19 protein-coding genes are annotated in these 25,002 nt (G+C 63.4%); 14 read left to right on the forward strand and 5 right to left on the reverse strand.

The genetic code is table 11. The features are described 5' to 3' along the window. Positions 1-42: 42 nt before the first annotated feature. The 9 genes from rapZ to priA all read left to right on the forward strand — a co-directional run bounded on the left by rapZ (position 43) and on the right by priA (position 12,386). Positions 43-1,008: an RNase adapter RapZ gene (gene rapZ, locus CHB87_RS04835; RefSeq protein WP_089407515.1), complete on the forward strand. Its 966-nt coding sequence runs from the start codon at positions 43-45 to the stop codon at positions 1,006-1,008. Positions 1,009-1,250: 242 nt separating this feature from the next. Then, on the forward strand, positions 1,251-3,026 hold the full coding sequence (locus tag CHB87_RS04840; protein WP_089407223.1) for a M20/M25/M40 family metallo-hydrolase: 1,776 nt from the start codon (positions 1,251-1,253) through the stop codon (positions 3,024-3,026). 44 nt (positions 3,027-3,070) lie between these two features. Beyond that, positions 3,071-4,765, forward strand: coding sequence for a M20/M25/M40 family metallo-hydrolase (locus CHB87_RS04845; protein ID WP_089407224.1), 1,695 nt, complete (start codon positions 3,071-3,073; stop codon positions 4,763-4,765). A 104-nt stretch (positions 4,766-4,869) separates the two neighbouring features. Continuing rightward, complete coding sequence (locus CHB87_RS04850) at positions 4,870-6,732, forward strand: ABC transporter ATP-binding protein (RefSeq protein WP_089407225.1); 1,863 nt, start codon at positions 4,870-4,872, stop codon at positions 6,730-6,732. Then, entirely contained in the window at positions 6,729-7,661 is a 933-nt protein-coding gene (locus CHB87_RS04855; RefSeq protein ID WP_245817808.1) for a YicC/YloC family endoribonuclease, read from the forward strand. Before CHB87_RS04850 ends, CHB87_RS04855 begins: the two co-directional genes overlap by 4 nt. A 140-nt stretch (positions 7,662-7,801) precedes the next feature. Further along, the gene (gmk, locus tag CHB87_RS04860; RefSeq protein ID WP_089407227.1) at positions 7,802-8,455 is read left to right on the forward strand and encodes a guanylate kinase; all 654 of its coding nucleotides are present in this window, start codon (positions 7,802-7,804) and stop codon (positions 8,453-8,455) included. 140 nt (positions 8,456-8,595) lie between these two features. Then, positions 8,596-8,793 carry a DNA-directed RNA polymerase subunit omega gene (gene rpoZ / locus CHB87_RS04865; RefSeq protein ID WP_089407228.1) on the forward strand — a complete coding sequence of 66 codons (198 nt, stop codon included), beginning with the start codon at positions 8,596-8,598 and terminating at the stop codon, positions 8,791-8,793. Between the two features lie 33 nt (positions 8,794-8,826). Continuing rightward, on the forward strand, positions 8,827-9,735 hold the full coding sequence (locus CHB87_RS04870) for a uracil-DNA glycosylase (protein ID WP_245817809.1): 909 nt from the start codon (positions 8,827-8,829) through the stop codon (positions 9,733-9,735). 149 nt (positions 9,736-9,884) lie between these two features. Continuing rightward, positions 9,885-12,386 (forward strand): replication restart helicase PriA, encoded by a 2,502-nt coding sequence (gene priA, locus CHB87_RS04875; RefSeq protein WP_089407229.1) that lies wholly within the window; start codon positions 9,885-9,887, stop codon positions 12,384-12,386. Positions 12,387-12,514: 128 nt separating this feature from the next. Here the strand turns inward: priA and CHB87_RS04880 are convergent, their stop codons facing one another. The 4 genes from CHB87_RS04880 to CHB87_RS04895 all read right to left on the reverse strand — a co-directional run bounded on the left by CHB87_RS04880 (position 12,515) and on the right by CHB87_RS04895 (position 16,038). Beyond that, entirely contained in the window at positions 12,515-12,808 is a 294-nt protein-coding gene (locus CHB87_RS04880) for a hypothetical protein (protein ID WP_089407230.1), read from the reverse strand. Next, complete coding sequence (locus CHB87_RS04885) at positions 12,805-13,353, reverse strand: cytochrome c-type biogenesis protein (protein ID WP_089407231.1); 549 nt, start codon at positions 13,351-13,353, stop codon at positions 12,805-12,807. Before CHB87_RS04885 ends, CHB87_RS04880 begins: the two co-directional genes overlap by 4 nt. A 19-nt stretch (positions 13,354-13,372) precedes the next feature. Further along, complete coding sequence (locus CHB87_RS04890) at positions 13,373-15,466, reverse strand: heme lyase CcmF/NrfE family subunit (protein ID WP_245817810.1); 2,094 nt, start codon at positions 15,464-15,466, stop codon at positions 13,373-13,375. A gap of 170 nt (positions 15,467-15,636) precedes the next feature. Continuing rightward, a complete protein-coding gene (locus CHB87_RS04895; protein ID WP_089407232.1) occupies positions 15,637-16,038 on the reverse strand; it encodes a response regulator in 402 nt (133 codons plus the stop codon). 240 nt (positions 16,039-16,278) lie between these two features. On the opposite strand from CHB87_RS04895, the gene CHB87_RS04900 reads away from it, so the two are divergent. The 4 genes from CHB87_RS04900 (at position 16,279) to CHB87_RS04915 (ending at position 22,171) form a co-directional block, all read left to right on the forward strand. Continuing rightward, positions 16,279-18,078, forward strand: coding sequence for a sodium:solute symporter family protein (locus tag CHB87_RS04900; protein ID WP_176441595.1), 1,800 nt, complete (start codon positions 16,279-16,281; stop codon positions 18,076-18,078). 131 nt (positions 18,079-18,209) lie between these two features. Continuing rightward, complete coding sequence (locus CHB87_RS04905) at positions 18,210-18,458, forward strand: hypothetical protein (protein WP_089407233.1); 249 nt, start codon at positions 18,210-18,212, stop codon at positions 18,456-18,458. Positions 18,459-18,538: 80 nt separating this feature from the next. Beyond that, positions 18,539-21,019 carry a serine/threonine-protein kinase gene (locus CHB87_RS04910; protein ID WP_089407234.1) on the forward strand — a complete coding sequence of 827 codons (2,481 nt, stop codon included), beginning with the start codon at positions 18,539-18,541 and terminating at the stop codon, positions 21,017-21,019. 120 nt (positions 21,020-21,139) lie between these two features. Then, positions 21,140-22,171 (forward strand): threonine aldolase family protein, encoded by a 1,032-nt coding sequence (locus tag CHB87_RS04915; RefSeq protein ID WP_089407235.1) that lies wholly within the window; start codon positions 21,140-21,142, stop codon positions 22,169-22,171. A 170-nt stretch (positions 22,172-22,341) separates the two neighbouring features. Here the strand turns inward: CHB87_RS04915 and CHB87_RS04920 are convergent, their stop codons facing one another. Then, positions 22,342-23,244, reverse strand: coding sequence for a hypothetical protein (locus CHB87_RS04920; RefSeq protein WP_089407236.1), 903 nt, complete (start codon positions 23,242-23,244; stop codon positions 22,342-22,344). A 391-nt stretch (positions 23,245-23,635) separates the two neighbouring features. Here CHB87_RS04920 and eno point away from each other — a divergent pair, with 391 nt between their 5' ends. Beyond that, positions 23,636-24,928, forward strand: coding sequence for a phosphopyruvate hydratase (gene eno, locus CHB87_RS04925; protein WP_089407237.1), 1,293 nt, complete (start codon positions 23,636-23,638; stop codon positions 24,926-24,928). Positions 24,929-25,002 lie beyond the last annotated feature (74 nt).

Below are 25,002 nucleotides of genomic sequence, written 5' to 3' on the forward strand. Positions count from 1 at the left end.
GCGAGGTTCCTACGCGAGCCCATGCGATGCTACGATCTGACCATGATTCGCAAACGAGTCGCGGCCAAGAGCAAGCCTGCAAAGACGGTGTCGAAGAAGGCCGCAAAGAAGACGGTCGCGGCCAAGTCCACCTCGGAGGTCCAGCCCCAGAGCCAGCGCGAGCTGGTCATCCTGACCGGGATGTCCGGTTCGGGCAAGGCCTCCGCGCTGAAGGCGTTCGAGGATCTCGGCTATTACTCGGTCGACAACCTGCCGCTGGACCTGATCCCGTCCTTCGCGGATCTCGTGCGCGGATCGGGCGAGATCGAGCGCGCGGCGCTGGTCGTCGACGTGCGCGAGGGCAACCGGCTCGACCGTTTTCCCGCCATCCTGAAGAAGGTGCGCCGCGTGCTTTCGACCCGCGTCGTCTTCCTGGAGGCAAGCGAGGACGCGCTGGTCCGGCGCTTCTCGGAGACGCGCCGCCCGCACCCCATGGGCCGTGGCGAGACCGTGCTCGAATCCATCAAGGCCGAACGCAAGCGGTTGGACCCGATCCGCAACGTAGCCGACATCATCCTCGAGACGACGCGGTTCAACGTCCACGAGCTGCGCGCGCACATCAACGCGCAGTTCGAGCAGCAGGAGGGCAGCGGCAAGAATCTGACGATCTCGTCGATGAGCTTCGGCTTCAAGAACGGCGTGCCGGCCGACGCCGACCTCGTCTTCGATGTGCGCTTCCTGCCGAACCCGCACTTTGTTCCCGAGTTCCGCGACCTGACCGGCAAGCATCCCAAGGTTGCGGCTTACGTCCAGCAGTTTCCCCAAACCGGTGAATTCCTCGAAAAGACGACCGACATGCTCAAGTTTTTGCTGCCCCACTATATACAGGAGGGCAAGAGCTATCTGACGGTGGCGTTCGGGTGTACCGGCGGGCAGCACCGGTCGGTCTTCATCGCCGAGGAGATGAAGCGGCGGCTGGAGGCCGAGGGGTATCGGGTGAAGACGGCGCATCGGGATATGCCGCGGTAGTCTCCAACCCCGGAATGCTGTCATCCTGAGCGAAGCGAAGGACCTGCGTTTTGCACCGCCTTTATCGCGAGTTCAAACCGCAGATCCTTCGCTCCGCGCAGGATAACAACGTGTGTGTGAATGGGCCGCATTCAAGATGCGCGCTCTGCCTTGACGTCGCAAAAACTCCTCACTAGATTCAACTTACCCGCACTCGATTTTTCACAACGGAATACCCAGCCGCGCCTTCAGGAGCCTACGCCATGCGTTCCAAGCTGACCTGTCTTTGCCTGATGCCTGTCCTCCTCGTCGCCGGCTGCAAGCAGAAGCCAGCCCCCACCGCTGCGACGGCCGCGAAGGCCAAGCTGGGCATTCGTCCGCATGGCGACGAGACCATCACCTTCGATCAGAGCAAGATGTCGCCGGAGCTGACGAAGACCTTTGAATACATCGACGAGCACATCGACGAGCATGTGGAAAACCTGCAAAACTGGGTCAGGCAGCCATCCATCTCGAACTCCGGCGAGGGCATTCCCGAGTCGGCCGAGATGGTGAAGGGCATGTTCGACAAGTTCGGCTGCCAGTCGACCAAGGTCTACGATGTGGGGATGACCGAGTACGGCAGCCCCGGCAACCCGGTCGTCTACGCCAAATGCGACTTCGGCGCGCCCAAGACGCTGGCCTTCTACTGGATGTACGACACGATGCCGGTCACCCAGCCGGACGCGTGGATCGCGCCGCCGTTCGAGGGACGCATCGTCTCCGGCGAGGTCGCGGGTGTTCCGGGAGCGACCAAGGTCATGATCGCGCGCGGCGCCGTGAACACCAAGGGCAGCCAGATGGTGACGCTGAATGCGCTCACCGCGCTAAAGGAGTCGATGGGCGGCAAGCTGCCGGTCAACGTCATCTTCCTCGCCGAAGGCGACGAGGAGCGCATGTCCGTCGGTCTGCGGCAGTTCATGAAGCAGCACTCCGACCTGCTGAAGGATGCCGATGCGCTCTACGCGGGCGGGCCGTCCGAAGGCTGCGTCTACGTGGAGCTGACCACCAGCGGCACGTCGTGGGGACGCGGTCCGACCGAATCGGACATCCACGGCATCTGGAAGCGCGCGGCCGACAGCCCGGCGTGGCGGCATATCCAGATGCTCGCCTCGCTGACGTCCAAAGACGGCAACACGCCTCTTATCAAGGGTTTCCTCGACAACATGGAGCAGCCCACACCGCAGCAGCTCGACATGCTGAAGCTGGCCGGGTCGAAGATGGACCTGAAGGCCGCGGCCAAGGCGGTCGGCGTCGCGCGCTTCACCTCGGACGATCCCGCGACCATGCTGAAGATGCTGCAGTACGGAACGAGCTTCAACCTCGACGGCATCTGGGGCGGCAATATGTACGCCGGCGGCGCGGGCGCGATTCTGCCGAACAAGATCACCTCCAAGCACAACATCCGCTACGTGCCAAAGATGAACGGGCCGGACCTGGTGAAGAAGCTGCGTGCGCAGCTCGACGCGAACGGCTACCCGGACGTACAGGTGAAGCTGATCGGCGACGTGCCGTGGTCGCGCGGTTCGAGCCCGAAGAACGACATCACCACTGCGCATAACCAGGCGATGGCGCTGATGGGAATGAACGCGCTGGACTCGATGGCGATGTTCTTCGGCTCGTCCTCGTCGAAGGATGCGCCCAAGGACGCGGCCAAGCCCGATGCGCCGAAGGAAGCTCCCAAGACGGCGTTCGATGGACCGATGCCCGGCTACCCCGCCGTGATGGATCGCCCGGTCGCCGGGGGCTACTGGCCGTCGTATCTGTTCACCGACGGCGAGGTGGGTGAGAAGATCGGCACGGCGTCGATGCCGATGGGCATGACCTTCGGTAGCTTCTCGGCCGGCGGCCGCGCGCATGCGGCGAATGAATACTTCGTCATCGAGGGCAAGGGGAGGACGCCGGGCATGGCGACGGCAGAGAAGTACGTCGCGGCCACGGTACTGAACTATGCGAAGACGACGACCGTGCCGATCCGCCCCAAGACGCCCGTCCAGTAGATTCAATATCACTTGCAACATGAACAAAAAATAGGAGATTTACGATGCGTCCGATACTGATCTCTCTGTGTCTCCTGCCGATCCTGGCGCTCTCCGGCTGCAAAAAGGAGAGCGCTCCGGTTCCGACGGCTGTCGCGAAATCGACCCTTGGAATTCGGCCGAATGGCGACACAACCATCGGACCTGATCCGGCGAAGACGACGCCCGAGATGAAGAAGGTCTTCGACTACATCGACGCGCACATCGATGAGCATGTGGAAAATTTCCAGAACTGGATCAAGCAGCCGTCCATCTCGAACTCGGGTGAGGGGATTCCCGAGACCGCCGAGATGGTGAAGGGCATGTTCGATAAGCTGGGGTGCCAGGAGACCAAGGTCTACGACATGGGCATGACCGAGTGGGGACAGCCCGGCAACCCGGTCGTCTACGCGAAATGCGACGAGGGCGCGCCGAAGACGGTCTTCATCTACTGGATGTACGACACGATGCCTGTCACGCAGCCCGACCTGTGGGTATCTCCGCCGTTCGAAGGAAAAGTGGTTGAGGGTAAGACTATCGGCCTGCCGTATCCGAAGGTGCTGGTCGGGCGCGGCGCGACGAACTCCAAGGGGCCTGAGATTACGGAGCTGAACGCCCTCATGTCCATGAAGGCGGCGAACGGCAAACTGCCAGTCAACGTGATCTTCGTCGCGGAGGGCGATGAGGAGCGCATGTCCATGGGCCTGCGGAAGTTCGTCACAACGCATCCGGAGCTGCTGAAGCCGGCGGACGCCATGCTGATGTTCGGCTTCCAGGGGCTGACCGGCGGCGCGTCTATGATGTCCGGGTCCGAGGGGCTGATGTACATCGAGCTGACGACCAGCGGCACGGCGTGGGGTCGCGGGCCGACGAAGTCCGACATTCACGGCGTCTTCAAGCGGGCGGTCGACAGCCCGGCGTGGCGCCACATCAAGATGCTTTCGTCGATCACGTCGGACGACGGTAACTCGCCGAAGATCAAAGGCTTTACGGACGGCATTGTCCCGCTGACGCCTGCCGAAGACGCCAAGATCAAGGCGGGCGCCGCCCACGCGGATCTGAAGGTCGCGGCGGAGAATCTGGGTGTGGCCCGGTTCATCTCGGACGACCCCTATGTGACGATGAAGGCGCTGCGGTCGGGTACGGCCTTCAACCTGGACGGCATCTGGGGTGGCAATATGTATGCCGGCGGGTCGGGCGCGATCCTGCCGAACAAGATCACCTCGAAGCACAGCATTCGCTACATGCCGAACATGCACTCGGCCGATATTCTGAAAGCGATACGTGCGCAGTTGGATGCAAATGGTTACAAAGATGTACAGTTGCGTCTTATCGGTGATCAGCCGTGGTCGAAGGGTTCGGCCGACTCGGATATCGGCCATGCGCTGGCGGCTACGCTGGATCAGTTCAGCGTTCCGCACGAGCCGATCTCGAGTGAGGCCTCGGCGGTTCTCAGCAGCGCTTCCGCGATGGCGGGTGCCTGGCCGGCCTACCTGTTTACCGATCACCTCCAGGGAGATCCGAACATTGTGCCGCTGAATATTCCGATCTGCGGCGCGGGCATTGGCTACGGAGGCGGCGCGCACGCGGCGAACGAGTACTTCGTCATCGAGGGCTCGGGGAAGGTCTACGGCATGGCCGGGGCGGAGAAGTTCGTCGCGGCGTCGCTCTACAACTACGCGGCGATGCCGTCGAAGACGCCGCTGAAGAGCGGGAAGTAGCCAATACCTTGCGCGGCCCAACTACTCCGGTTCGTCCGGTTGGGCTGGGCCGTCGCACGCTATGATGAAGCTGTGGCGGAACGTGGAAAAGATCGAGGCTGGGCATGAGGCGTCTCTGGCGATTGATGCTGTACGCCCGCCCGTACGCGATCTACTCGTTGCTCTCGGTCTTGATGATGGCGGTGGTGGGCGCGCTGAGCGCGTTTCGGCTGCTGCTGATCTCGCCAATCTTCGACAAGGTGTTGAACCCGGATGCGCCGCCGGGTCTGGTGCTGCTCTTCCACGTCCCACACTCCGACCGCACCGTGAACCTGCAGCGGTTCGTCCCCAGCTACTTCCATAACGCGTGGACGGTGGTGGCGGTGGCGCTCGTCGGCTCCGCGCTGATCAAGAGCCTGTGCGACTATGGCGGCACGTACCTGGTGAACAAGGCCGGCTTCGGCATGATCACCGACCTGCGCAACGACCTGTACAACGCCGTGCTGCGACGGTCTGTCGCGTTCTTTCAGAAGAACCCGACGGGGATCATCCTGTCCACGCTCATCAATGACATTGAGCGTGTACAGGCTGCATTATCAAGCGTTTTGGGGGATTTCCTGCAGCAGAGCTTTACCCTTGTCTTCACCGTCGGGGCGGTCGTTCTGGTGGGTGGAAAGCTCGCCTGGATCCTGCTGCTCTTCGTGCCGGTGGTGGTCAGCTCGACCCGCCGGATCGGACGCAGCGTTCGCCAGACGACCCGCAGGGGGCAGGATAAGCTCGCCGAGATTCAGAACATTCTGCACGAGACCATCACGGGCAACGGCATCGTCAAGGCCTTCGGGATGGAGTTGTGGGAGATGCAGCGCTTTCGTCGCGCCGCTGACCGTCTGCTGAGCGCGAACATGCGCTTCATCCGCGTGCAGGCGATCAGTTCGCCCCTGATGGACTGGCTGGGCTCGGTGGTGATCGCGCTGCTGCTCTACCTCGGACGCATTCGTATCCAGCGCGGCTATATGACGATGGGCGAGTTCGTCAGCTTTCTGTTGATGGTCGTCGCGCTGTACGATCCGGTGCGCAAGTTCGCCGGCTTCTACAACTCCTTCCAGCAGGCGCTGGGTGCGAGTGAGGAGATCTTCCGCTTCATGGACGCGCAGGACGACGTCCGTGAAAAGAAGCGCGCCGTTCATCTGAAAGGCTTTAGCGACGAGATTCACTTCGACCAGGTCGGATTCGGCTATGAGGACGGCGGCGAGACCGTGCAGGTGCTGCACGAGATCAACCTGATCGTGAAGCGCGGAGAGATGATCGCTCTGGTTGGGCCGAGCGGCGCGGGCAAGTCCTCGCTGGTCAACCTGATTCCGCGCTTCTTCGACGTGAACGAGGGCGCTGTAAAGCTGGACGGCCACGACCTGCGCGATGTGACCATCGAAAGCCTGCGCAAGCAGATCGGCAAGGTGACGCAGGAGACGGTCCTCTTCAACGACACGGTGCGGAACAACATCGCCTACGGCCAGCCGGATGTGCCGTTGAAGCGCGTGGAAGAGGCGGCGAAGATGGCGCTCGCGCATGACTTCATCCTGCGCATGCCGGATGGCTACAACACGAAGATCGGGGAAAAGGGCGTGCGGCTGAGCGGGGGCGAGCGTCAGCGGCTGGCGATCGCGCGCGCGATTTTGAAGAATGCGCCGATCTTGATCCTCGACGAGGCGACCAGTGCGCTGGATGCGGAAAGTGAATCGTTTGTGCAGCTTGCACTGCAAAACTTAATGCAGGGGAGGACGGTTTTCGTGATCGCGCACCGGCTCTCGACGGTGCGGCGCGCGACGCGTATCGTGGTTCTGGACCGTGGCCGTATCGTCGAGCAGGGCACGCACGACGAGTTGCTGGCGCACTCCGGCACCTACAAGCGGCTGTACGATCTGCAGTTTGCCAGCGACGGCCCGGAGGCGGCGGGAGCCGACCCTGACGCGGTGGAAGGATTGTCTTGAGCGAGAACAGTGTACTTTCGATGACCGGGTACGCAACGGTCCAGGGCTGTGTGCCGGAGACCGGCGACGGCTTCAGCCTGACGCTGAAGTCGGTGAATCATCGCCACTTCGATCTGCAGCTTCGCCTGCCGGGCGGGCTGGATGCGCTCGAGGCTGAGCTGCGTCGGGCGATCCGGGCGCATGTCCGCCGGGGCCATATCGAGTTCACTCTTTCGTTCGACGCCAGGCCCGAGGGCAAGCCTGCGGTGCAGCTCTCGCTGGATGAGCCGACGCTGGCGGCGTACCTCGCGGCGTTCAAGCATGCGTCGCACCTGCATCGGCTCACCGCCGATCCGAATCTGCACGAGCTGCTGCGGATGCCCGGCGTGATGACGGTCGCGGCCGACGCGGCGCCGGGGCGGCGGAATCCCGCCGAGGTGTCGACGGCGGTGATGGCTACGCTCGACGGCCTGTTCGAGGCCTACCAGGCGGTGCGTGCGGCGGAGGGCGCCGCGTTGGCGGCGGAGTTGAAGGCGTCGCTCGCGCGGGTGTCGGCGATGGTGGAGGAGGCTTCGGAGCTGCGGGCGTCGGTGACGCAGAGGCAGTTCGAACGGCTGAAGGCCCGGATGGCCGAGCTGTTGGTGGAGACTGCGATTCCGGAGGAGAAGCTTTTGGCTGAGGCTGCGTTGCTGGCTGAGCGGGGCGATGTCGAGGAGGAGCTCGTTCGCCTGCGGACGCACGTCGCCCGGTTTGCGGCGCTGCTGGACGCCGGCGGCGAGACCGGCAAGCCGCTGGATTTCCTGCTGCAGGAGTTGAACCGCGAGGCGAATACGCTGCTTTCGAAGACCGGCGGGGCGGCGGGTGAGGCGGGGTTGCGGATCACGGAGCTTGGGTTGGCGATGAAGCTGGAGTTCGAGCGGGCGCGGGAGCAGGTTCAGAATCTGGAGTAAAGAAAAGCTTTCAAACAAAAGCCTTCGTAGCGCCAGAGAAGACAAGCGCCGATACAGGGATCCTTCACTTCGTTCAGGATGACGAGAGTTTGGGGTGGGCCGAAAACTCAATCGTTCGTAGCAGGTACACTTAACCCAACATGGCAGGCATTCTTTTTATCATCTCGGCCCCCTCGGGGTCGGGCAAGTCGACGCTGGTCTCGCAGTTGCGCACGCTGGTCGAGGGGCTGGATTTCTCGATCTCCTATACGACGCGGCCTCCGCGCGGCTCGGAGCAGGATGGGCAGGAGTACCACTTCACCACCCGCGATAGGTTCGAGGCGATGATTGCGGCGGGCGAGTTTCTGGAGTGGGCCGAGGTCTTCGGCAACTACTACGGCACGGCGCTGGCGGCGCTCGAGCATGCGCGGAGCGAGGGCAAGGATCTGTTGCTCGACATCGACGTGCAGGGTGCGATGCAGGTGATGCAGAAGCTGCCGGCGGCGATCTCGATCTTCATCCTGCCGCCCAGCCCTCAGGTGTTGGAGATGCGTCTGCGCAACCGCAGCGAGGCCGAGCACATGACGGTGGAGTCGGTGATCGAGCGGCGGCTGCTGGAGGCGCGCAAGGAGCTTTCGCGCATACGCGAGTACAAGTACGCGCTGGTGAACGATGTGCTCGACCAGGCCGTGGCTGAGATGCGGGCAGTCGTGCTGTGCGAGCGCGGCGAGCCTGGGGTCGAGGCGCTGGCCTCGGCCTGCCGGACGGACGCGGCATCGCCCCGGCTGGCGGCGGCGCTGGCGAGCTTCGGCTGATCGAGTACGGCAAAAAGCCATATATATCGGCTGTAGATCCCCGTTGGAGTGCATGAATCGCCCATAATGCGCGACATTGTTGCGAATCTTCTGGACAAATTTACCGATTCGGGTAAAGTTTGCGGTAGGGGGACATTCGAATGACGACGATCGATGCTCTGCACAATAAGTACAGCCTGGTAAAAGGTGCTGCGCGGCGTGCCCGGCAGTTGCAGTCTGGTGCTCCTCAACTGGTGGCCTCGAAGTCGACCAAGGCCTGCCGCGTCGCGCAGGACGAGATCAAGCAAGGACACGTCACCTTCGTGCTGAATGCGAAGCTGGTCGAGCCGGCGGCGTAATCCTCCGCGGAGCTTGATAGACTCAGGCTTGCGATGCCAGCCGATCCAGACCTGAAGCAACATCCGGTGCTCTCGTATCTCGAATACTTTCGGGATATGGGCATCTACGATTTCTACCGCGATGGCGATCCTGTGCCGATTGCGGACCCGCCGAAGGGGGTGCGAGCGGCAGCTCCGGCGGCGCGTCCGGTAGAAGTTCGAGCGGTTGCGGCGGCGCCTGCGGCGCGGGTCGCTTCGGTCGAGCCTCCGCCGATCGCCAAGCCTGTTTCGATCGCGGCGTCAGCTTCTCCTGTGGAGTCGACCATCCCGCGTCCCGTCTCGTTCAATGTGCTCGCTCCTTTGCCTGCCGCTCCGGTTCCCGCCGGGGAGAAGGCAGCCGCGCTCGAGGCCATCCGGCTCGACATCGGCGACTGCACCCGGTGTCCGCTGGCCTACGCCGGGCGGCATAAGATTGTCTTCGCCGACGGCGACCCGAACGCGCGACTGATGTTCGTCGGCGAAGGGCCAGGCGCGGATGAGGACGCGAGCGGTATTCCGTTCGTCGGCAAGGCGGGCCAGTTGTTGAACAACATGATTCAGGCGATGGGCGTGAAGCGCGAAGAGGTCTATATCGCGAACATCGTGAAGTGCCGTCCGCCGGCGAACCGTCAGCCGGAGCCAGTGGAGGCCAATACCTGCTCGCCGTTCCTGCTGCGGCAGATCGATGTGGTGCAGCCGCGGGTGATCGTGGCGCTGGGCGCGACGGCCGCGACGTATCTGCTCGGGGTGCGGCAGTCGCTGGCCTCGCTGCGCGGAAGCTGGCGCGATGTGCGTGGGGCAAAGGCGATCGTGACGTATCATCCGGCGTTTCTGCTGAGGGATCCGGCGAAGAAGGGCGAGGCCTGGAAGGACCTGCAGTTGGTGATGGCGGAGCTTGGGTTGACCGGGCCGAAGCGGGGTTAGCGGTTTACGTCCCATCCATCGCACAGGCGCGATGGATGGGGCACCCAGTCTTCCATGGTCAGGCAAACGAAGGCAGAAGCGGATTCCCTTCGGGAATGATAGACAAAGGGCGGTGCATTCAACCCAAGGATTTCCGGTAGGGTTAAGGTGTGCCTGCCTTTTGCGATGTCGCCCTGCCTGTACCGCTGGACCAGACCTTTACCTATGCGGTGAACGGGCAGGTTCCGGCGGTGGGTGCGCGGGTGCTGGTTCCGTTTGCCGGGCAGCGGTTGATGGGCGTGGTGGTCAAGCTGCACGATCTGGCTCCGGCGGAGTTTGATGCAAAGCCCGTGCAGCAGGTGCTGGACCTGGCCCCCGTGCTGCCGGGTGAGTTGATGAAGCTGGCCGCCTGGATTGCGCATTACTACTGCGCGCCGCTGGGCGAGGTGTTGCGTGGGATGCTGCCGCTGGCGGCTGAGGTGAAGCGGCAGTTTCTCTACCGCATCGCCGAGGCGGGGCGGCGGGTGCTGTACGACGGGGCGGCGAAGGGCTCATCGCGGCGGTCGAAGCTGACCCCGGAGGAGCAGAATCGCGAGTACGCGGTGCTGAACTATCTGGAGAGCGGGGAGCCGGCGAAGATGGGCGCGCTGCGATCCGCGACGCAGGCGAACAAGGCGCTGCTCGAAGGCATGGTGCGGAAGAAGTGGTTGACCCGCGAGGCGCTGGCCGAGGAGCGGGACGCGCGCCGGACGTATCGGGTGGCGGCGCTGGTCGAGCCCGAGGCGGGTGCGCGTTTACCGAAGCTGAACGACAACCAACTGGCCGTGATGGCGGAGCTGGCGGCGGTGGGCGGACGGCTGCCGGTGCGGGACCTTCAGGTGACCCTGCGCGAGGCCGGGGTTCCGGAGTCGACGCTGGGGACGCTGGTGAAGCGTGGGCTGGTCGCGGTTTCGGAGGAGGCGGAGGATTTTCACCTCGGCGGCCTCGCCTCGGGCGGGAAGAAGCACGCGCACGAGCATGCGTTGAACGAGGAGCAGATGGAGGCCGTCGGGACGATTGCCGCCGCGATGGAGAAGGGTGGCTTCCGGCCGCATCTGCTCTTCGGCGTCACCGGCTCGGGCAAGACGGCGGTGTACTTTGCGGCGATGCAGCGCGCGCTCGATGCGGGCAGGTCCGCGCTCTTGCTGGTGCCGGAGATCGGGTTGACCCCGGCGATGGCGGGGCAGATGCATGCGGCGTTCGCGGGTGAGGTCGCGTTGCTGCACTCGCAGTTGACCCCCGACGAAAGGGCGGAGCAGTGGCATCGCATCCGGCGGGGCGAGGCGCGGATCGTCGTTGGGACGCGGTCGGCGGTCTTTGCCCCGATGGTGCGGCTGGGGCTGGTGATCGTCGACGAGGAGCACGACTCGAGCTACAAACAGGAGGAGACGCCGCGCTACCACGGCCGCGACGTCGCGGTGATGCGCGCGAAGCTGAACGAGGCCACAGTGGTGCTGGGGTCGGCGACGCCTTCGCTCGAGAGCTGGGCGAACGCCGAACGCGGGCGGTATCACCTGATCGAGATGCACAAGCGCGTGGCGAACCGGCCCCTGCCTGCGGTGGAGCTGGTCGACATGCGCGCGGAGTTCCAGCAGGTGGGCAAGGAGGAGATCTTCAGCCGGCGGCTGATCGTCGAGACGCAGGCCACGCTCGACCGCGGGGAGCAGGCGATCGTCCTGCTGAACCGGCGCGGCTACTCGTTTGTGGTCATGTGCCGGAGCTGCGGGGAGAAGATCGAGTGCGAGAACTGCGCGATTTCAATGACTTACCACAAGCCGGTGGCCGAGACGGGCGACGGAATGGCGCAGCCCGGGCAGCGGTTGGAGTGTCACTACTGCGGCTTCCGCCGGACGGTGCCGACGACCTGTCCGAAGTGCCAGAGCGAGCACCTCTACTTTATGGGTGTCGGGTCGCAGCAGGGCGAGGAGCGGCTGCAGGAGATCTTTCCCGGCGCGCGGATCGGCCGGATGGATCGCGATACGGTACGTGGGCGCAGCGATATGGAACGGCTGCTGACGCGACTGCATGCGGGCGAGATCAACCTGCTGGTCGGGACGCAGATGATCGCCAAGGGGCACGACATCCACGGCGTCACGCTGGTCGGTGTGGTGGGGGCGGACTTTGCGCTGGGGCTGCCGGACTTTCGCGCGGCGGAGCGGGTGTTTCAGTTGCTAACCCAGGTCTCGGGCCGGGCGGGGCGCGGGGAGCTGCCGGGGAAGGTGCTGGTGCAGACATATCATCCGGACCACTACGCGGTGAAGTTCGCGGCGGAGCACAACTATCCGGGGTTCGTCGCGAAGGAGATGCAGTATCGCCGGTGGATGCACTATCCACCGTTCGCGGTGCTGGCGAATGTGATCGTCCAGAGCGACAGGCTGGAGGAGGCGGCCGGGTGGGCGGCTACGCTGGGGCGGTGGTTCCAGAAGACCGGGCTGGTGGGGATCAAGGTGCTTGGGCCGGCTGCGGCGCCGATCACGCGGCTGAAGCGGATTTATCGGTTCCACTTCGTGCTGAAGGCCGAGCGGCGGCAGGTGCTGGGGGATGCGCTGCGGGCGATGATGCGGCACGCGGAGTCGGTGGAGATTCCGAGAAGGAACTTAGTGGTGGATGTGGATGCGGTTCATTTGATGTAGCCGGTTCGGGCGGTGTACGTCCCACCCATCGCGGTGAGGCTGCGATGGATGGGGCACCCGGGCGGTGTCGGCGATTTGAGCAAAGCAGGTCCTTCGCTTCGCTCAGGATGACAGCCATCTGTGGCTAATTATCGGCGGGCGCGACCTGCGAAGATGCCTCTTGATTCCAGCGCTTCCATCTCGGCCATGACGCTGGCGGCTTCGTCTTCGAGGCTGGCGCGCTGTTCGGCGTAGTCCTGTTCGGGGTATTTGCCGGCGAGGTATTCGAAGTTCAGGTCGCGCAGGTTTTCGTAGATCGAGTCCTTGCGTTCGCGCAGGTAGTCGACGCGGGTCTTGTCGGCCTGGACGAAGGGGTTGCGCTCCGGCCAGAAGATGTAGGCGAAGAGGATCAGCGAAAGGGAGATGCTAGCGAGGAGGCTCACTGGTATTCGGTCTCCTTGCGGATTTTTTCGCGCAGGGCGCGGGCTTCGGGGGAGATCTTCTCCCAGTTGTTGGAGTCGACGGTGGCGACGCCCGCGGCGGCCAGGCGGCGCTTCTTGCTCCACATCTGCACGAGGAAGGCGGTGCCGAGGGTGCCGAAGCCGAAGACGGCAAACGGCATGATCCAGGCGACGTTATCGAATCCGCCACGGATGGGCGCGGCAAGGACGGTGGCGCCATACTTGCCGGCGAACCAGTTCAGGATGGCGGAGCTTGGGGTGTTTGAGTCGATCTGGGTGTGGAGTTCGCCGATCATGCGCGCGGAGTCCGGGCAGCCGACGTGGTTGCACTCCAGCAGCACCTGGCCGCAGCCGCAGACGCACATCATCTCGTGGCCGACCTTGTTGAAGCGGGCCTCGGGGTCGTTCGCGCCGAGCATGACGACGGCCAGCAGGGCGATGGTCAAGAGGTGGGTGCAGCGCTTCAACGAAAGCCCAGGGCTAAAGCCCTTTTGCGGCGTGGTTGTTTCATGGGGCTTAATCCCCATGCTTCCACCAAAGAAGAGCTTAAGCATGGTGGACCTCGGTGAGCGATTCGGGCAGGGTGGCGGGTGAGGTCTCGCGCTTGCGGGCTCCGGCTGCGGGAATGAGCGCGACCATGGTGCCGAGGACGACGATGACGACGCCGATCCAGATCCAGATCATCAGCGGGTTGAGGAAGACCTTGATGATCGGCTTATCGGAGTCCGGGTTGCGGCCCTCGAAGATGACGTAGAGGTCGGAGATGGCGGTTGAGTGCAGCGCGACGACGGTCATCGGGGTAGAGCTGGCGAGGTAGAAGCGCTTCTCGGGTGCGAGCTGGGTGACCTTTTTTCCGTTGCGGTAGACGTCGAGCAGCGCGAAGTCGGTCTCGTAGACGGGGTTCGAGTCCTGGGTGTAGGACTGGCAGACGACCTTATAAGGGCCCATCTGCATGGAGTCGCCGAAGCCCATCTCCTGCTCGTGCGAGCGGTTGAAGGCGCCGCCGGCGATGCCGATGAACATGACGACGATGCCGAAGTGGACGAGGTATCCGCCATACCGGCGCGTGTTGCGCTGGACCAGTGTCAGCGCCGAAGCGGCGAGGTTGCGGCCGGTCTGGGTACGGACTACGGATGCTCCGCGCAGGAACTCCGCGAAGATGGCGGTGATGACGCCCGCGCCGCCCGAGAAGGCCATCAGCGAGAAGAAGACGGACTGCCAGTCGTCGCCAGCCGACCACGGCCGGACGCCCGCGATGATGAGGACGACGGCTGACGCGACGACCGCGATGCCGGGCAGGACGAAGTTGCGGCGGATCGCGCGCAGCGAGGTGGAACGCCAGGCCAGGAGGGGGCCGACTCCGGTCAGCATCAGCAGAAACAGGCCGATGGGGATGTTGACGCGGTTGTAGAACGGCGCGCCAACCGTGGTTTTGGTGCCGTCGACGTACTCGCTGAGGATGGGGAAGAGCGTGCCCCAGAGTACGACGAAGCAGGCCGCCAGCAGGATCATGTTGTTGAAAAGAAAGCTGGCTTCGCGGCTGACGACGGACTCGAGGCGATTCTCGGACTTCAGGTGGTCCTTCTGGAGGAAGAAGGTGAAGACGCAGACCGAGAGCACGACCAGCATGAAGCCGTAGAACCAGGTGCCGATGCTGGACTGGGCGAAGGCGTGGACGGAGCTGACGAGGCCGGCGCGGGTGAGCAGCGTTCCGAGCAGAGTCAGCAGGAAGGTGGAGAAGATGAGCCACACGTTCCAGCTCTTCATCATGCCGCGTTTTTCCTGCATCATGACGGAGTGGAGGAAGGCGGTGCCGGTGAGCCACGGCATCAAGCTGGCGTTTTCGACCGGGTCCCAACCCCAGTAGCCGCCCCATCCCAGCACCGAGTACGCCCAGTGCGCGCCCAGCATGATGCCGCAGGTGAGGAACATCCAGGTGACCATCGTCCAGCGGCGGGTGATGTGAATCCACTTTTCGCCTGGGTAGCGCATCATCAGTGCGCCGAGCGCAAAGGCGAAAGGAACGGTGAAGCCCACGTAGCCGAGGTAGAGCATCGGCGGGTGGATGATCATTTCGGGGTACTGGAGGAGGGGATTGAGGCCGAAGCCGTTCTCCGCGACCGGGCCGGGCTGAATGGCGAAGGGGTGGCTGGCCTCGGTGATCAGCAGCAGGAAGAAGACCTGCGCGCTGGCGAGAATGGTCGACGCATAGGCCGAGAGCCGGACGTCGACCTTGTGGCGCACCCGCAGGACGAAGCCGTAGGCCGAGAGCAGGAAAGCCCAGAGCAGGAGCGAACCCTCCTGTCCGGACCAGAGCGCGGCGAACTTGTAGGCCGTCGTCAGCTCGCGGTTGGTGTGGTGCAGGATGTAGGAGACGGAGTAGTCGTTGGTCATCGCGGCCCAGATGAGGGCGAATGCGGCCGCCAGCACGGCGACGAAGCTGGCGATGCCGGCCCGGCGCGCGCTCTCCTGCAGGCGGCTCGAAAGCGCGAGCGCGGGGGAGCCGATCTGTGCGCCGCGGGCGATCTCGCGATGTGACCGAAAGAGGGAGATCGCGCCGACGACAAAGGTATAAACGCTCAGCGCAAGCGCGAGCATGAGGGAGAAGCTGCCGAACTCCGGCATCGGGTGCGTATTCATTTGGCCTCGTCCTATTCTCTCAAGGGGAGGACGGATGTGCCAAAGAAACGTCGCTAAACGAACTCAAGCAACAAGAATCAGCGCCAAATTTCACCGATTCCACGTTACTCTCTCTCAGATCGTTCAAGGTCGCGCTTCAAACCGTGGCATCGGCGCTAAGCCTTTTTATTTCAGGACTTCATGATCAACCGATGAACGCTCGCCAAGAGATTGTCCGGCAGCAGAGGTTTCATGCGGAAGAGGACGTTCATGCCGGCGTATTCCTGCTCCGCCTCCTCGAGGCCGCTGATGACGAGGACCGGGATGCCGGAGTGTGTCTTGCGCAGCTCGCGGACAAACTCTGCGCCGGTCATCCCGGGCATGAGGTGATCGGTAATGACAAGCTCGATCGGAGCGGGGAATTCATCCGCGCGAAACTGCTCGAGGGCGCGCATGGGATTCAATGCGGCGATGACGAAGTAGCCGGCGCGCTTCAGGATAGTCTGCCGTGTGGCAGCCTGAACGGCGTTGTCGTCGATCAGCAGAATGGCATGCTCGACGCGGCCAGAGGTTTCGTTCTTTTCAGCTTCCAATGATTCAATCTCCCGCGCCCAGACGCGCCAGAGGCGCAGGCTTTTTCAGGCTTATAGACCCTAGGATGCCATATTTCGGTCTTTGGTCATTCGCCCGGATAAAAAAACTTTATCGGCTGGCGGCTGTCTGGCGACTGTCCAGGGAGGGGCCGATTTGAAACTCTGGACTCGCGTGATGAAACCAAGTACAGTTCCGGCAGAAGCTCACAATCCGGACAGCGGGTTTCCAGAGGAATTGACGTGAACCTGACCTATATCGACTGGCTGATCATGCTGGTCTATTTCATCTTTGTGCTGGGCATCGGCTTCGCGCTGAAGCGATACATGCGCACGTCGAACGACTTTTTTCTGGCCGGCCGGTCGATCCCGGCCTGGGTGTGCGGACTGGCGTTCATCTCCGCCAACCTCGGCGCGCAGGAGGTGATCGGCATGGGCGCGTCGGGCGCCAAGTACGGCATCATCACCAGCCATTTTTACTGGATCGGCGCGATCCCGGCGATGGTCTTCGTGGGCATCTTCATGATGCCGTTCTACTATGGATCGAAGGCGCGCTCGGTGCCGGAGTACCTGCGCATGCGCTTCGACGAGAAGACGCGCGCGGTGAATGCGTTCTCCTTCGCCATCATGACCGTCTTCAGCTCGGGCATTTCGATGTACGCGATGGCGCTGCTGATTCAGGCGCTGGGACTCTTTCACGGCATCATTCCGGATCAGTACATCTTCCACGTCTCGGTCATTCTGTCGGCGGTCATCGTGCTGGGGTACATCTTCCTTGGCGGCCTGACGTCGGCTATCTATAACGAGGTGCTGCAGTTCTTCCTGATCGTGGCGGGTTTTGCTCCGCTGGTGTGGATCGGGCTGAAGAACGTGGGCGGGTGGGACGGCATCAAGCACACGCTGCCGACGACGATGACGCGTTCGTGGCAGGGCATGGCGCATGCATCCACCAACTCGCTGGGCGTGGAGTGGGTCGGCCTGGCGATGGGGCTCGGGTTTGTGCTCTCGTTCGGCTACTGGTGCACGGACTTTCTGGTCATTCAGCGCGCCATGGCGGCGGACTCCGAGGTCTCGGCGCGCCGCGTGCCGCTGATCGCGGCGATTCCGAAGATGTTTTTCCCGTTTCTCGTCATTCTGCCCGGCCTGATCGCCGTCTCGGTGACCTCGCATATGCCTGGCGCGGGTGCGGCTGTGGTCTCGCATGCCAACCCCGGCTCGGCTGTTCCGCTCGACGAGGCGCATCCGCACGGTATCATTCCACAGAAGATGGACGCCCTGAGCGGCAAGCCGGTGCTCGATACGAACGGCAACCCGGTCTATAACTACGATCTCGCGATCCCGGTGATGCTGCTGCACTTCTTCCCGACGGGCATCCTCGGCCTGGGGCTGACGGCGCTGCTGGCGAGCTTCATGTCCGGCATGGCGGGCAACGTCACGGCCTTCAATACGGTCTGGACCTACGACATCTATCAGGCGTACATCAACAAAAAGGGCTCGGACCAGCACTACCTCTGGATGGGCCGGATGGCGACGATCGGCGGCGTGATCCTGTCGGTCGCGGCGGCGTATGCGGCGACCAGCTTCAACAACATCATGGACGCGCTGCAGTTGATCTTCTCGCTGGTGAACGCGCCGCTGTTCGCGACGTTCCTGCTGGGCATGTTCTGGAAGCGGACGACCGGGCACGGAGCGTTTACGGGCCTGCTGGCCGGTACGGGCGCGGCTCTTGTCCATCATGGGCTGACCCTTCCGGCGGACGCGCAGCCGGGCATTCACGGCGCATGGATTCACCTCGTCCACACGTACCCGAGCGACATGGCGCAGAACTTCTGGACGGCGATCTTTGCGTTCACGGTCAACCTGCTGGTGACGATGGCGGTCTCGATGGTGACGGCGCCGCGGCCGGAGTCGGAGCTGGTGGGACTGGTTTACTCGCTGACGCCGAAGCCGGTGGAGACGCACCTGGAGTGGTACGAGAAGCCTTCGACGCTGGCGTTCGCGGTGCTGGGGATGCTGGTGGTTTTGAATCTGGTGTTCGCTTAGAGACAGAGACAGAAGCAGATTCCCTTCGGGAATGACAAAAAAGAAGTGCAGACGCAGGTCCTTCGCTGCGCTCAGGATGACAGGCTTTTGGGGCGGGGCTGGAAGAAGACGGCGGCATAGGGGGGATTGAGATGGGACTGGATATTCGCGTACCGCTGGGGCTGATCTTCCTGATTACGGGCGGCATCATGAGCCTGTACGGCATCTTTACGCGCGGCAATGTGGCGCTGTATGAGAAGTCGATGGGCGTCAACCTGAACCTGGGCTGGGGGCTGGTGATGTTCATCTTCGGCATGATCATGTTCATTGTGGGCCGGCGGCAGAAGTGGCAGGACGACCCGGTGACGCCGCGTCCGTGGGAGCGGGGCAAGGGGCACTGAACGACCCATTTCGAATCGCGAACCGCTGCAAATAGGTCCACCTTCATACTCCACAGGGTTACTCTTGCGATAATGGATGTATGAAGCGCCGCATCATTGAGCACTACGAGTTTGTACGCAAGATCGGGACGGGTGGCAGCGGGGTCGTGTTTCTTGCGAACGATACGCTGCTGCAGCGGCCTGTCGTCCTCAAGCTGCTCAAACGCGGTTCGCTGACGCTTGAGCAGATGCGAATGACGCAACTGCGCGAGGCGCGCCTGGCCTCGGCCATCGATCATCCCAACGTCTGCGCGATTTACGATGTGGGCGAGGCGGACGACGAAGCCTACATCGTCATGCAGTACATCCCGGGGCAGGCGCTCGACAAGCTGATCACGGCTGGTCCGGCAAATCTGCAACTGGTGCTCTCGGCCGGAATCCAGATCGCGGACGGACTGGCGGCTGCGCATTACCTCGGCATCTTCCATCGCGACCTGAAGCCCGCCAACGTCATGCTGACGGAGGGCGGGCTGATCAAGATTCTGGACTTCGGCCTGGCTCGGCGGCTCAACAACGTCGAGGAGGCGGAGTTCGATCCCGCCGGTCCGGCGGCGCCGCGTGTGGCGCCGGCGGGCGCGACGTACACGGCGCGGGGCGGCACGATCGCGTACATGGCGCCGGAGCAGTTCGTCACCGGGCAATCGAGCGTGCAGTCGGATATCTTCGCGCTGGGGTTGATTCTGTATGAGCTTGCGACCGGGCGGCATCCGTTTCACCGGCCGGACGCGCAGGAGTTTCAATCGATCCGCGCCATTCAGTACGCGGAGCCGACGCCGATTCGCGAGATCGTGCCGCATCTGCCGGTGGAGCTGGAGTCGGTCATCTTCCGCTGCCTCGAGAAGCAGCCCTCGGCGCGCTTTGCCTCGGCCGCCGATGTGCGCGAGGCGCTCAAGACGATCATGATGGCGCACCAGATGGACTCGGTGGGGATGCCGGGCGAGGGCACCATTACGATGATGCCCTCGCAGGGCCGGCTGGCGCTCGATACTCCGGAGGAAGAGAAGCGGACGACGGGCATTCTCTCCATGCTGGCGGAGCGTTTTCGCGAGTCTTCTTCGCCAGCGGCGAGCAAGCTGAACACCATCGTCGCACTGCCGTTCATCAACTTCGGCGGGCAGGGACCGGATGCGCCTTCGCCGCTCTATGGCTATGCGCTGGCCGACGCCATCGCCGCGCGGCTGGCGCGGATGCCGTCGCTGGTGGTGCGGCCTTCGTCGGCGCTTGCGACCGTTGCGACGCAGCAGCTCGATCCGCTGAGCATCGGCAAGAAGCTGATGGTGAACTTCGTGCTGACGGGCAATTTTCTGCGCTCGGACAAAGGCTTCGACCTGAACTGGCAGCTACTGGACGTCAACGGGCAGAGCGTGAAGGCGGGCGGTTCGATCAATGTGGCGTCGTTCGACCTGGTGGCGGTGCAGTCGGAGATCTGCAACGAGGTCTTCAGCACGCTGCAGGGCTTCGGCGGGTTGCAGCCGACGGAGGGCGCGCGCACGGCTTCGCTGACCGAGGTGAACTCGGAGGACTATCTACAGGCGCGCGCGGTGCTGTCGTCGTTCATGTCGCGGACGGGTTCGCGGGACGACCTGAACCGGGCGCGGGAGCTGTTCGAGTCGGTGACCAAACAGGACGCAAACTATGCGCCGGGCTGGTCGGGACTGGGCATTACGCACCTGCAGTATGCGCGGCATGGGCTGGGCGGGCAGATGCATGTGCTCGAAGCGCGCCGCGCTTTCGACAAGGCGCTGAGCCTCGATCCTGGGTCGGTGGAGTCGAATCTGTATCGCGTGTATATGTTGCTGTCGCGCGGTGAGAAGGAGTCGGCACGCCACGGCATCGAGCACCTGCTACAGACGGCGGCGAACGACTGGAACGTCCATCTGGTCGCGGGACAGACACTGCGTATCGACGGCATGTACGAGGAGGCGCTGGACCAGTTCAACATCTCGCTGCGGCTGAATCCGTCGAATGCGGCGTTGATCTATAACAATCGCGCGCGGGTGTATCAGTATCAGAATCAACTGGAACTCGCAGCGGACGAGCTGGAAAAGGGGCTGACGCTCGAGCCTCGGCAGCCGCTGCTGCGCATCTCGCTGGGCTATCAGCAGATGCGGATGGGCGACCCGGCGAAGGCGGTTGAGACGCTCGAAGACGTGATCAGCCACGAGTCCAGCCTGCGCATCGTCTTTCCGACGATCGCTCTCTGCTATGTGCAGTTGGGCGAGCGGCAGAAGGCGGCGAGCTTCATCATCGACGAGACGCTCTCCGCCGCCGAGGCGGATAGCGAGATGGCCTACCGGCTGGCGACGTACTTTGCGCTCGAAGGCGATGAGTCCGAGGCGCTGCACTGGCTGCGGCGTGCGATCTATCTTGGCAATGAGAACTATCCCTGGTTCTCGAAGAATCCTGCCTGGCGGCGGTTGAATGGGCATGCCGATTTTGAGCGAATTCTTGAGGATCTGAAGAAGAGCTACCGGCGGAATCAGAAGAACTGGAAGCGTTTGCTGGCGCAGGTGCGGGATTAAGAGGGACAACAGCAGATCCTCTACGAGGATGACAAACAGGAAAAGCAAGTACGACAAGCAACAGCAGATTCCCTGCGGGAATGACAAACAAGAGAACAAGAACAAGAAGATACGGTGGAAATGGTTCCTTTAGAACAGCAGTTTGCGAGCGACAACTATTCGGGTATCTGTCCTGAGGCGATGGCGGCCATCGAAGAGTCGAACCACGGCCATGCGCCGGCTTACGGCAACGACCCTTGGACGCAGCATGCGGCGGACGCCTTCCGCGAGCTTTTCGAGAAGGATTGCGAGGTGTTTTTCGTCTTCAACGGCACGGCGGCGAACTCGCTGGCGCTGGCCTCGCTTTGCCAGTCTTATCAGGGCATCATCTGCTGCGATTCGGCGCATGTGGAGACGGATGAGTGCGGCGCGCCGGAGTTCTTCTCGAACGGCTCCAAGCTGCTGGTGGCGCGGTCGGAGGACGGCAAGCTCAGCTCGGCCGCGATCCGTGAACTCGCGACCAAGCGGATGGATATCCACTATCCGAAGCCGAAGGTCGTCACGATGACGCAGTCGACCGAGACTGGCCGCGTCTATACTCCCGCCGAAGTGAGGGCGCTGTCCGAGACTTGCAAGGAGCATGGCCTTTCGCTGCACATGGACGGCGCGCGCTTCGCGAACGCCGTCGCCGCACTGGGCTGCACCCCGGCGGAGATGACGTGGAAGGCCGGGGTCGATGTGCTTTGCTTCGGCGGCACGAAGAACGGCATGGCGGTCGGCGAATCGGTCGTCTTCTTCGACCGCAAGATGGCGGTGGACTTCGACTACCGCTGCAAGCAGGCGGGGCAACTGGCGTCGAAGATGCGGTTTCTTGCCGCGCCGTGGGTGGGGATGCTGGGTTCGGGCGCGTGGCTGAAGAACGCACGCCATGCGAATGACTGCGCGACGTACTTCGCGGGTCAGGTGGCTGGGATCGCCGGCGTGAAGCTGGTCGGGCCGGTGGAGGCGAATGCCGTTTTCCTCGCCGCTTCGGATGCGATTCTCGACCGGCTGCGGGCGAAGGGCTGGTTGTTTTACACCTTTATCGGCGGTGCGGCGCGGTTCATGTTCGCGTGGGATACGGAGCTGGCGCGGGTGGACAAGCTGGTGCGGGATTTGAAGGATTGCGTATAGGCTGGCGGCACAAACGCCCGCCATTCTGAACGCAGTGAAGAACCCCTGTCTTGGTCTTTTGTCGTTGCTTTTGTTCTCTCTCGAACGAGAGCAAAGGCAAGTGCAAAAGCCAACACGGGGGTTCTTCGCGTAGCTCAGGATGACGAGCGTTTGTGCCGCGTCCCGAAACCCTACTTCGTCGGGAAGGCGAGCGGCGCGGTGAGCGAGATGGTCAGACCGGTCTCGGGTGGCAGGGAGGTCTGGCGGTCCTGCTTCAGCCACCATGCGGTGCTGAGGCCTGCACCAACGCCTGCGCCGATCAGCGCGCCTGCTCCGCCGCCGAAGACCGCGCCTGCCGCGGCTGCGCTGCCGGTGGTCAGGGCGAGCACGGTTGCGGTCTCCTTCGGGTGATCGCGGCGGACGATCTTGCCTTCGCGGTCGACCTTGGTGGAGCGGTAGAGGTTGGTGTCGATCACCTGGCCGTGGATGGTGTAGTGCGTGCCGTCGGGCAGGGTGAGGATCTGCGGCTGCAGCAGGATGGATGCGGCGCCTTTGATGCGGCGTCCGCCGTGTACCTCGGTGACGCGGCCGGAGAGGATGGTTCCGACCGGGAGCATCACCTGTCCGTCGCGGAGGACGGCTTCGGCCAGCGTGGCGTCGAAGCGGCTGCCGGGGGTGGTGGCTTTGGTGGAAAGTCCTTCCACCATGCGGACCTTGAGCAGCGTTCCGGGAGGCAGCTCGTTGGACGGGCCAGCGACACGGGTGACGATGCCGGCGTCGGGATCGGGCAGCGCGGCGGTGGAGCGGCGGTTGAGCGTGACGTCGTTCGCGGGCGCGAGTTCGGTGGATGCGGCGGCGGCGCTAAGGACGGGCGCGGGCTTGCCGGGGTTGTACGGCAGGTAGACCGTCTCCGCCGGAGCCGTTGTCGCCGGCGTGGCGGCGACCGGCGCCGTGGCTGCCGGTGCGTCCTGAATCGGCTGCTGCTGGATGACCGTCTCGTCGGGATGGCTGACGCCGGAGGTCTGGCCGAACGCGGCCGAGGTGGCGAAGGCGAGCAGCGCGGCGGCCGCGAGATTCGTCTGGGTGGTCTTCATGGGGTCTTCTCCGGGAGAGCGGACAATCCTAACTCTCAGGTTGGAGCCTAAAACGGGCCATGGAACGGGGCCAGCGAAATAGATGGGAGGGAATCGAGGCAGGCAATACGGGCGGCTCTTCATCGTGCCGCAATGACACCGCAATCTCCGCGAAGCACAAGAAATGTATGGTCGGACCAGTGACATTTTTGAATCGGTGGTTGAAGTTGTTAGAATCCGCATAGTGAAACGAACCGAGATAGAGCTTGTCCAGATGATTGCGCCGGCCGGAGGCGACTCCACAGCCCGGCCTATCGCCGTTGACCGCCGTCCCAAGTTGAACGAGCGTCTGCAGCACCGCATTGTGGCCAGCCACACACCTTCCTCTCTACTGAAAGATCAAAGGACTCCCATGACCGACATCGTATCCATCCACGCGCGCGAGATTCTGGATTCGCGCGGCAATCCTACTGTTGAAGCCGACGTTCTGCTGGCCGATGGCTCCATGGGCCGGGCGGCGGTTCCGAGCGGCGCGAGCACCGGCGAGCATGAGGCGGTCGAGCTGCGCGATGGCGACCAGGACTATTACCTGGGCAAGGGCGTGCTGCAGGCGGTCGAGAACGTCGAGTCGGCGATTGCGCCCGAGCTGGTCGGCATGGACGCCTCGAACCAGCGCATGCTGGACGCGACGATGATCGCGCTGGACGGTACGGAGAACAAGTCGCGGCTGGGCGCGAACGCGATCCTCGCGGTCTCGATGGCTGCCGCGCGCGCTGCGTCGAAGGCGCTGAAGATGCCGCTCTACCGCTACCTGGGCGGCGTGAACGCCTGCCTGCTGCCGACGCCGATGATGAACATTCTGAACGGCGGAGCGCACGCGGACTCGAACGTCGACTTCCAGGAGTTCATGATCATGCCGGTCGGCGCGGAGACGTTTTCGGACGCGCTGCGCCAGGGCACGGAGGTCTTTCACACCCTGAAGAGCGTGCTGAAGAAGAAGGGCTACAACACGGCGGTCGGCGATGAGGGCGGATTCGCGCCGTCGCTGAAGTCGAACTCCGAGGCCATCGAGCTGATTCTCGAGGCGGTGGAGAAGGTCGGTCTGACGCCGGGCGAGGACATCGTCATCGCGCTCGATCCCGCGTCGAGCGAATTCTACGACAAGGCGAAGCAGAAGTATGTCTTCAAGAAGTCGGACAAGAGCGAGTACACGAGCCAGCAGATGGCGGACTACTGGGCTTCGTGGACGCGTCAGTACCCGATCGTCTCGATCGAGGACGGTCTGGCCGAGGACGACTGGGAAGGCTGGCAGTACCTGACCGAGCAGATCGGCGGCAAGGTGCAGTTGGTGGGCGACGACCTCTTCGTGACCAACACGCTGCGCCTACAGCAGGGCATCGAGAAGAAGGCCGGCAACTCGATCCTGATCAAGGTGAACCAGATCGGCACAATCTCCGAGACGCTGGAGGCGATCGAGCTGGGCCGCCGCTTCGGATTCACTTCGATCATCTCGCATCGTTCGGGCGAGACGGAAGACACCTTCATCGCGGACCTCGCGGTCGGCACGGGCGCGGGCCAGATCAAGACCGGCTCGGCGTCGCGTACGGACCGGATTGCGAAGTACAACCAGCTGCTGCGCATCGAGGAAGAGCTCGGCCAGTCGGCGGAGTTCCTGGGCATCGAGTCGATCAACTGCAGCCTGTAGCGTGGGTGTTTCGTGGGGCATGGGGACCGTCTTTGCGACGGTCCCTTTTCTCCGTATACCCGGTCGCGGGGCAA

Origin of the sequence: Granulicella rosea, assembly GCF_900188085.1 — a bacterium.
GTDB classification, from domain to species: Bacteria; Acidobacteriota; Terriglobia; order Terriglobales; family Acidobacteriaceae; genus Edaphobacter; species Edaphobacter rosea.

Bases quoted from the DNA above. Each gene is read 5' to 3' on its own strand.
- eno (WP_089407237.1), top strand. From the start codon at position 23,636: ATGACCGACATCGTATCCATCCACGCGCGCGAGATTCTGGATTCGCGC.
- gmk (WP_089407227.1), top strand. From the start codon at position 7,802: ATGGCAGGCATTCTTTTTATCATCTCGGCCCCCTCGGGGTCGGGCAAG.
- CHB87_RS04910 (WP_089407234.1), top strand. From the start codon at position 18,539: ATGAAGCGCCGCATCATTGAGCACTACGAGTTTGTACGCAAGATCGGG.
- rpoZ (WP_089407228.1), top strand. From the start codon at position 8,596: ATGACGACGATCGATGCTCTGCACAATAAGTACAGCCTGGTAAAAGGT.
- CHB87_RS04915 (WP_089407235.1), top strand. From the start codon at position 21,140: ATGGTTCCTTTAGAACAGCAGTTTGCGAGCGACAACTATTCGGGTATC.
- CHB87_RS04890 (WP_245817810.1), bottom strand. From the start codon at position 15,466: ATGAATACGCACCCGATGCCGGAGTTCGGCAGCTTCTCCCTCATGCTC.
- CHB87_RS04905 (WP_089407233.1), top strand. From the start codon at position 18,210: ATGGGACTGGATATTCGCGTACCGCTGGGGCTGATCTTCCTGATTACG.
- CHB87_RS04840 (WP_089407223.1), top strand. From the start codon at position 1,251: ATGCGTTCCAAGCTGACCTGTCTTTGCCTGATGCCTGTCCTCCTCGTC.
- CHB87_RS04870 (WP_245817809.1), top strand. From the start codon at position 8,827: ATGCCAGCCGATCCAGACCTGAAGCAACATCCGGTGCTCTCGTATCTC.
- CHB87_RS04845 (WP_089407224.1), top strand. From the start codon at position 3,071: ATGCGTCCGATACTGATCTCTCTGTGTCTCCTGCCGATCCTGGCGCTC.
- CHB87_RS04920 (WP_089407236.1), bottom strand. From the start codon at position 23,244: ATGAAGACCACCCAGACGAATCTCGCGGCCGCCGCGCTGCTCGCCTTC.
- CHB87_RS04850 (WP_089407225.1), top strand. From the start codon at position 4,870: ATGAGGCGTCTCTGGCGATTGATGCTGTACGCCCGCCCGTACGCGATC.
- CHB87_RS04885 (WP_089407231.1), bottom strand. From the start codon at position 13,353: ATGGGGATTAAGCCCCATGAAACAACCACGCCGCAAAAGGGCTTTAGC.
- rapZ (WP_089407515.1), top strand. From the start codon at position 43: ATGATTCGCAAACGAGTCGCGGCCAAGAGCAAGCCTGCAAAGACGGTG.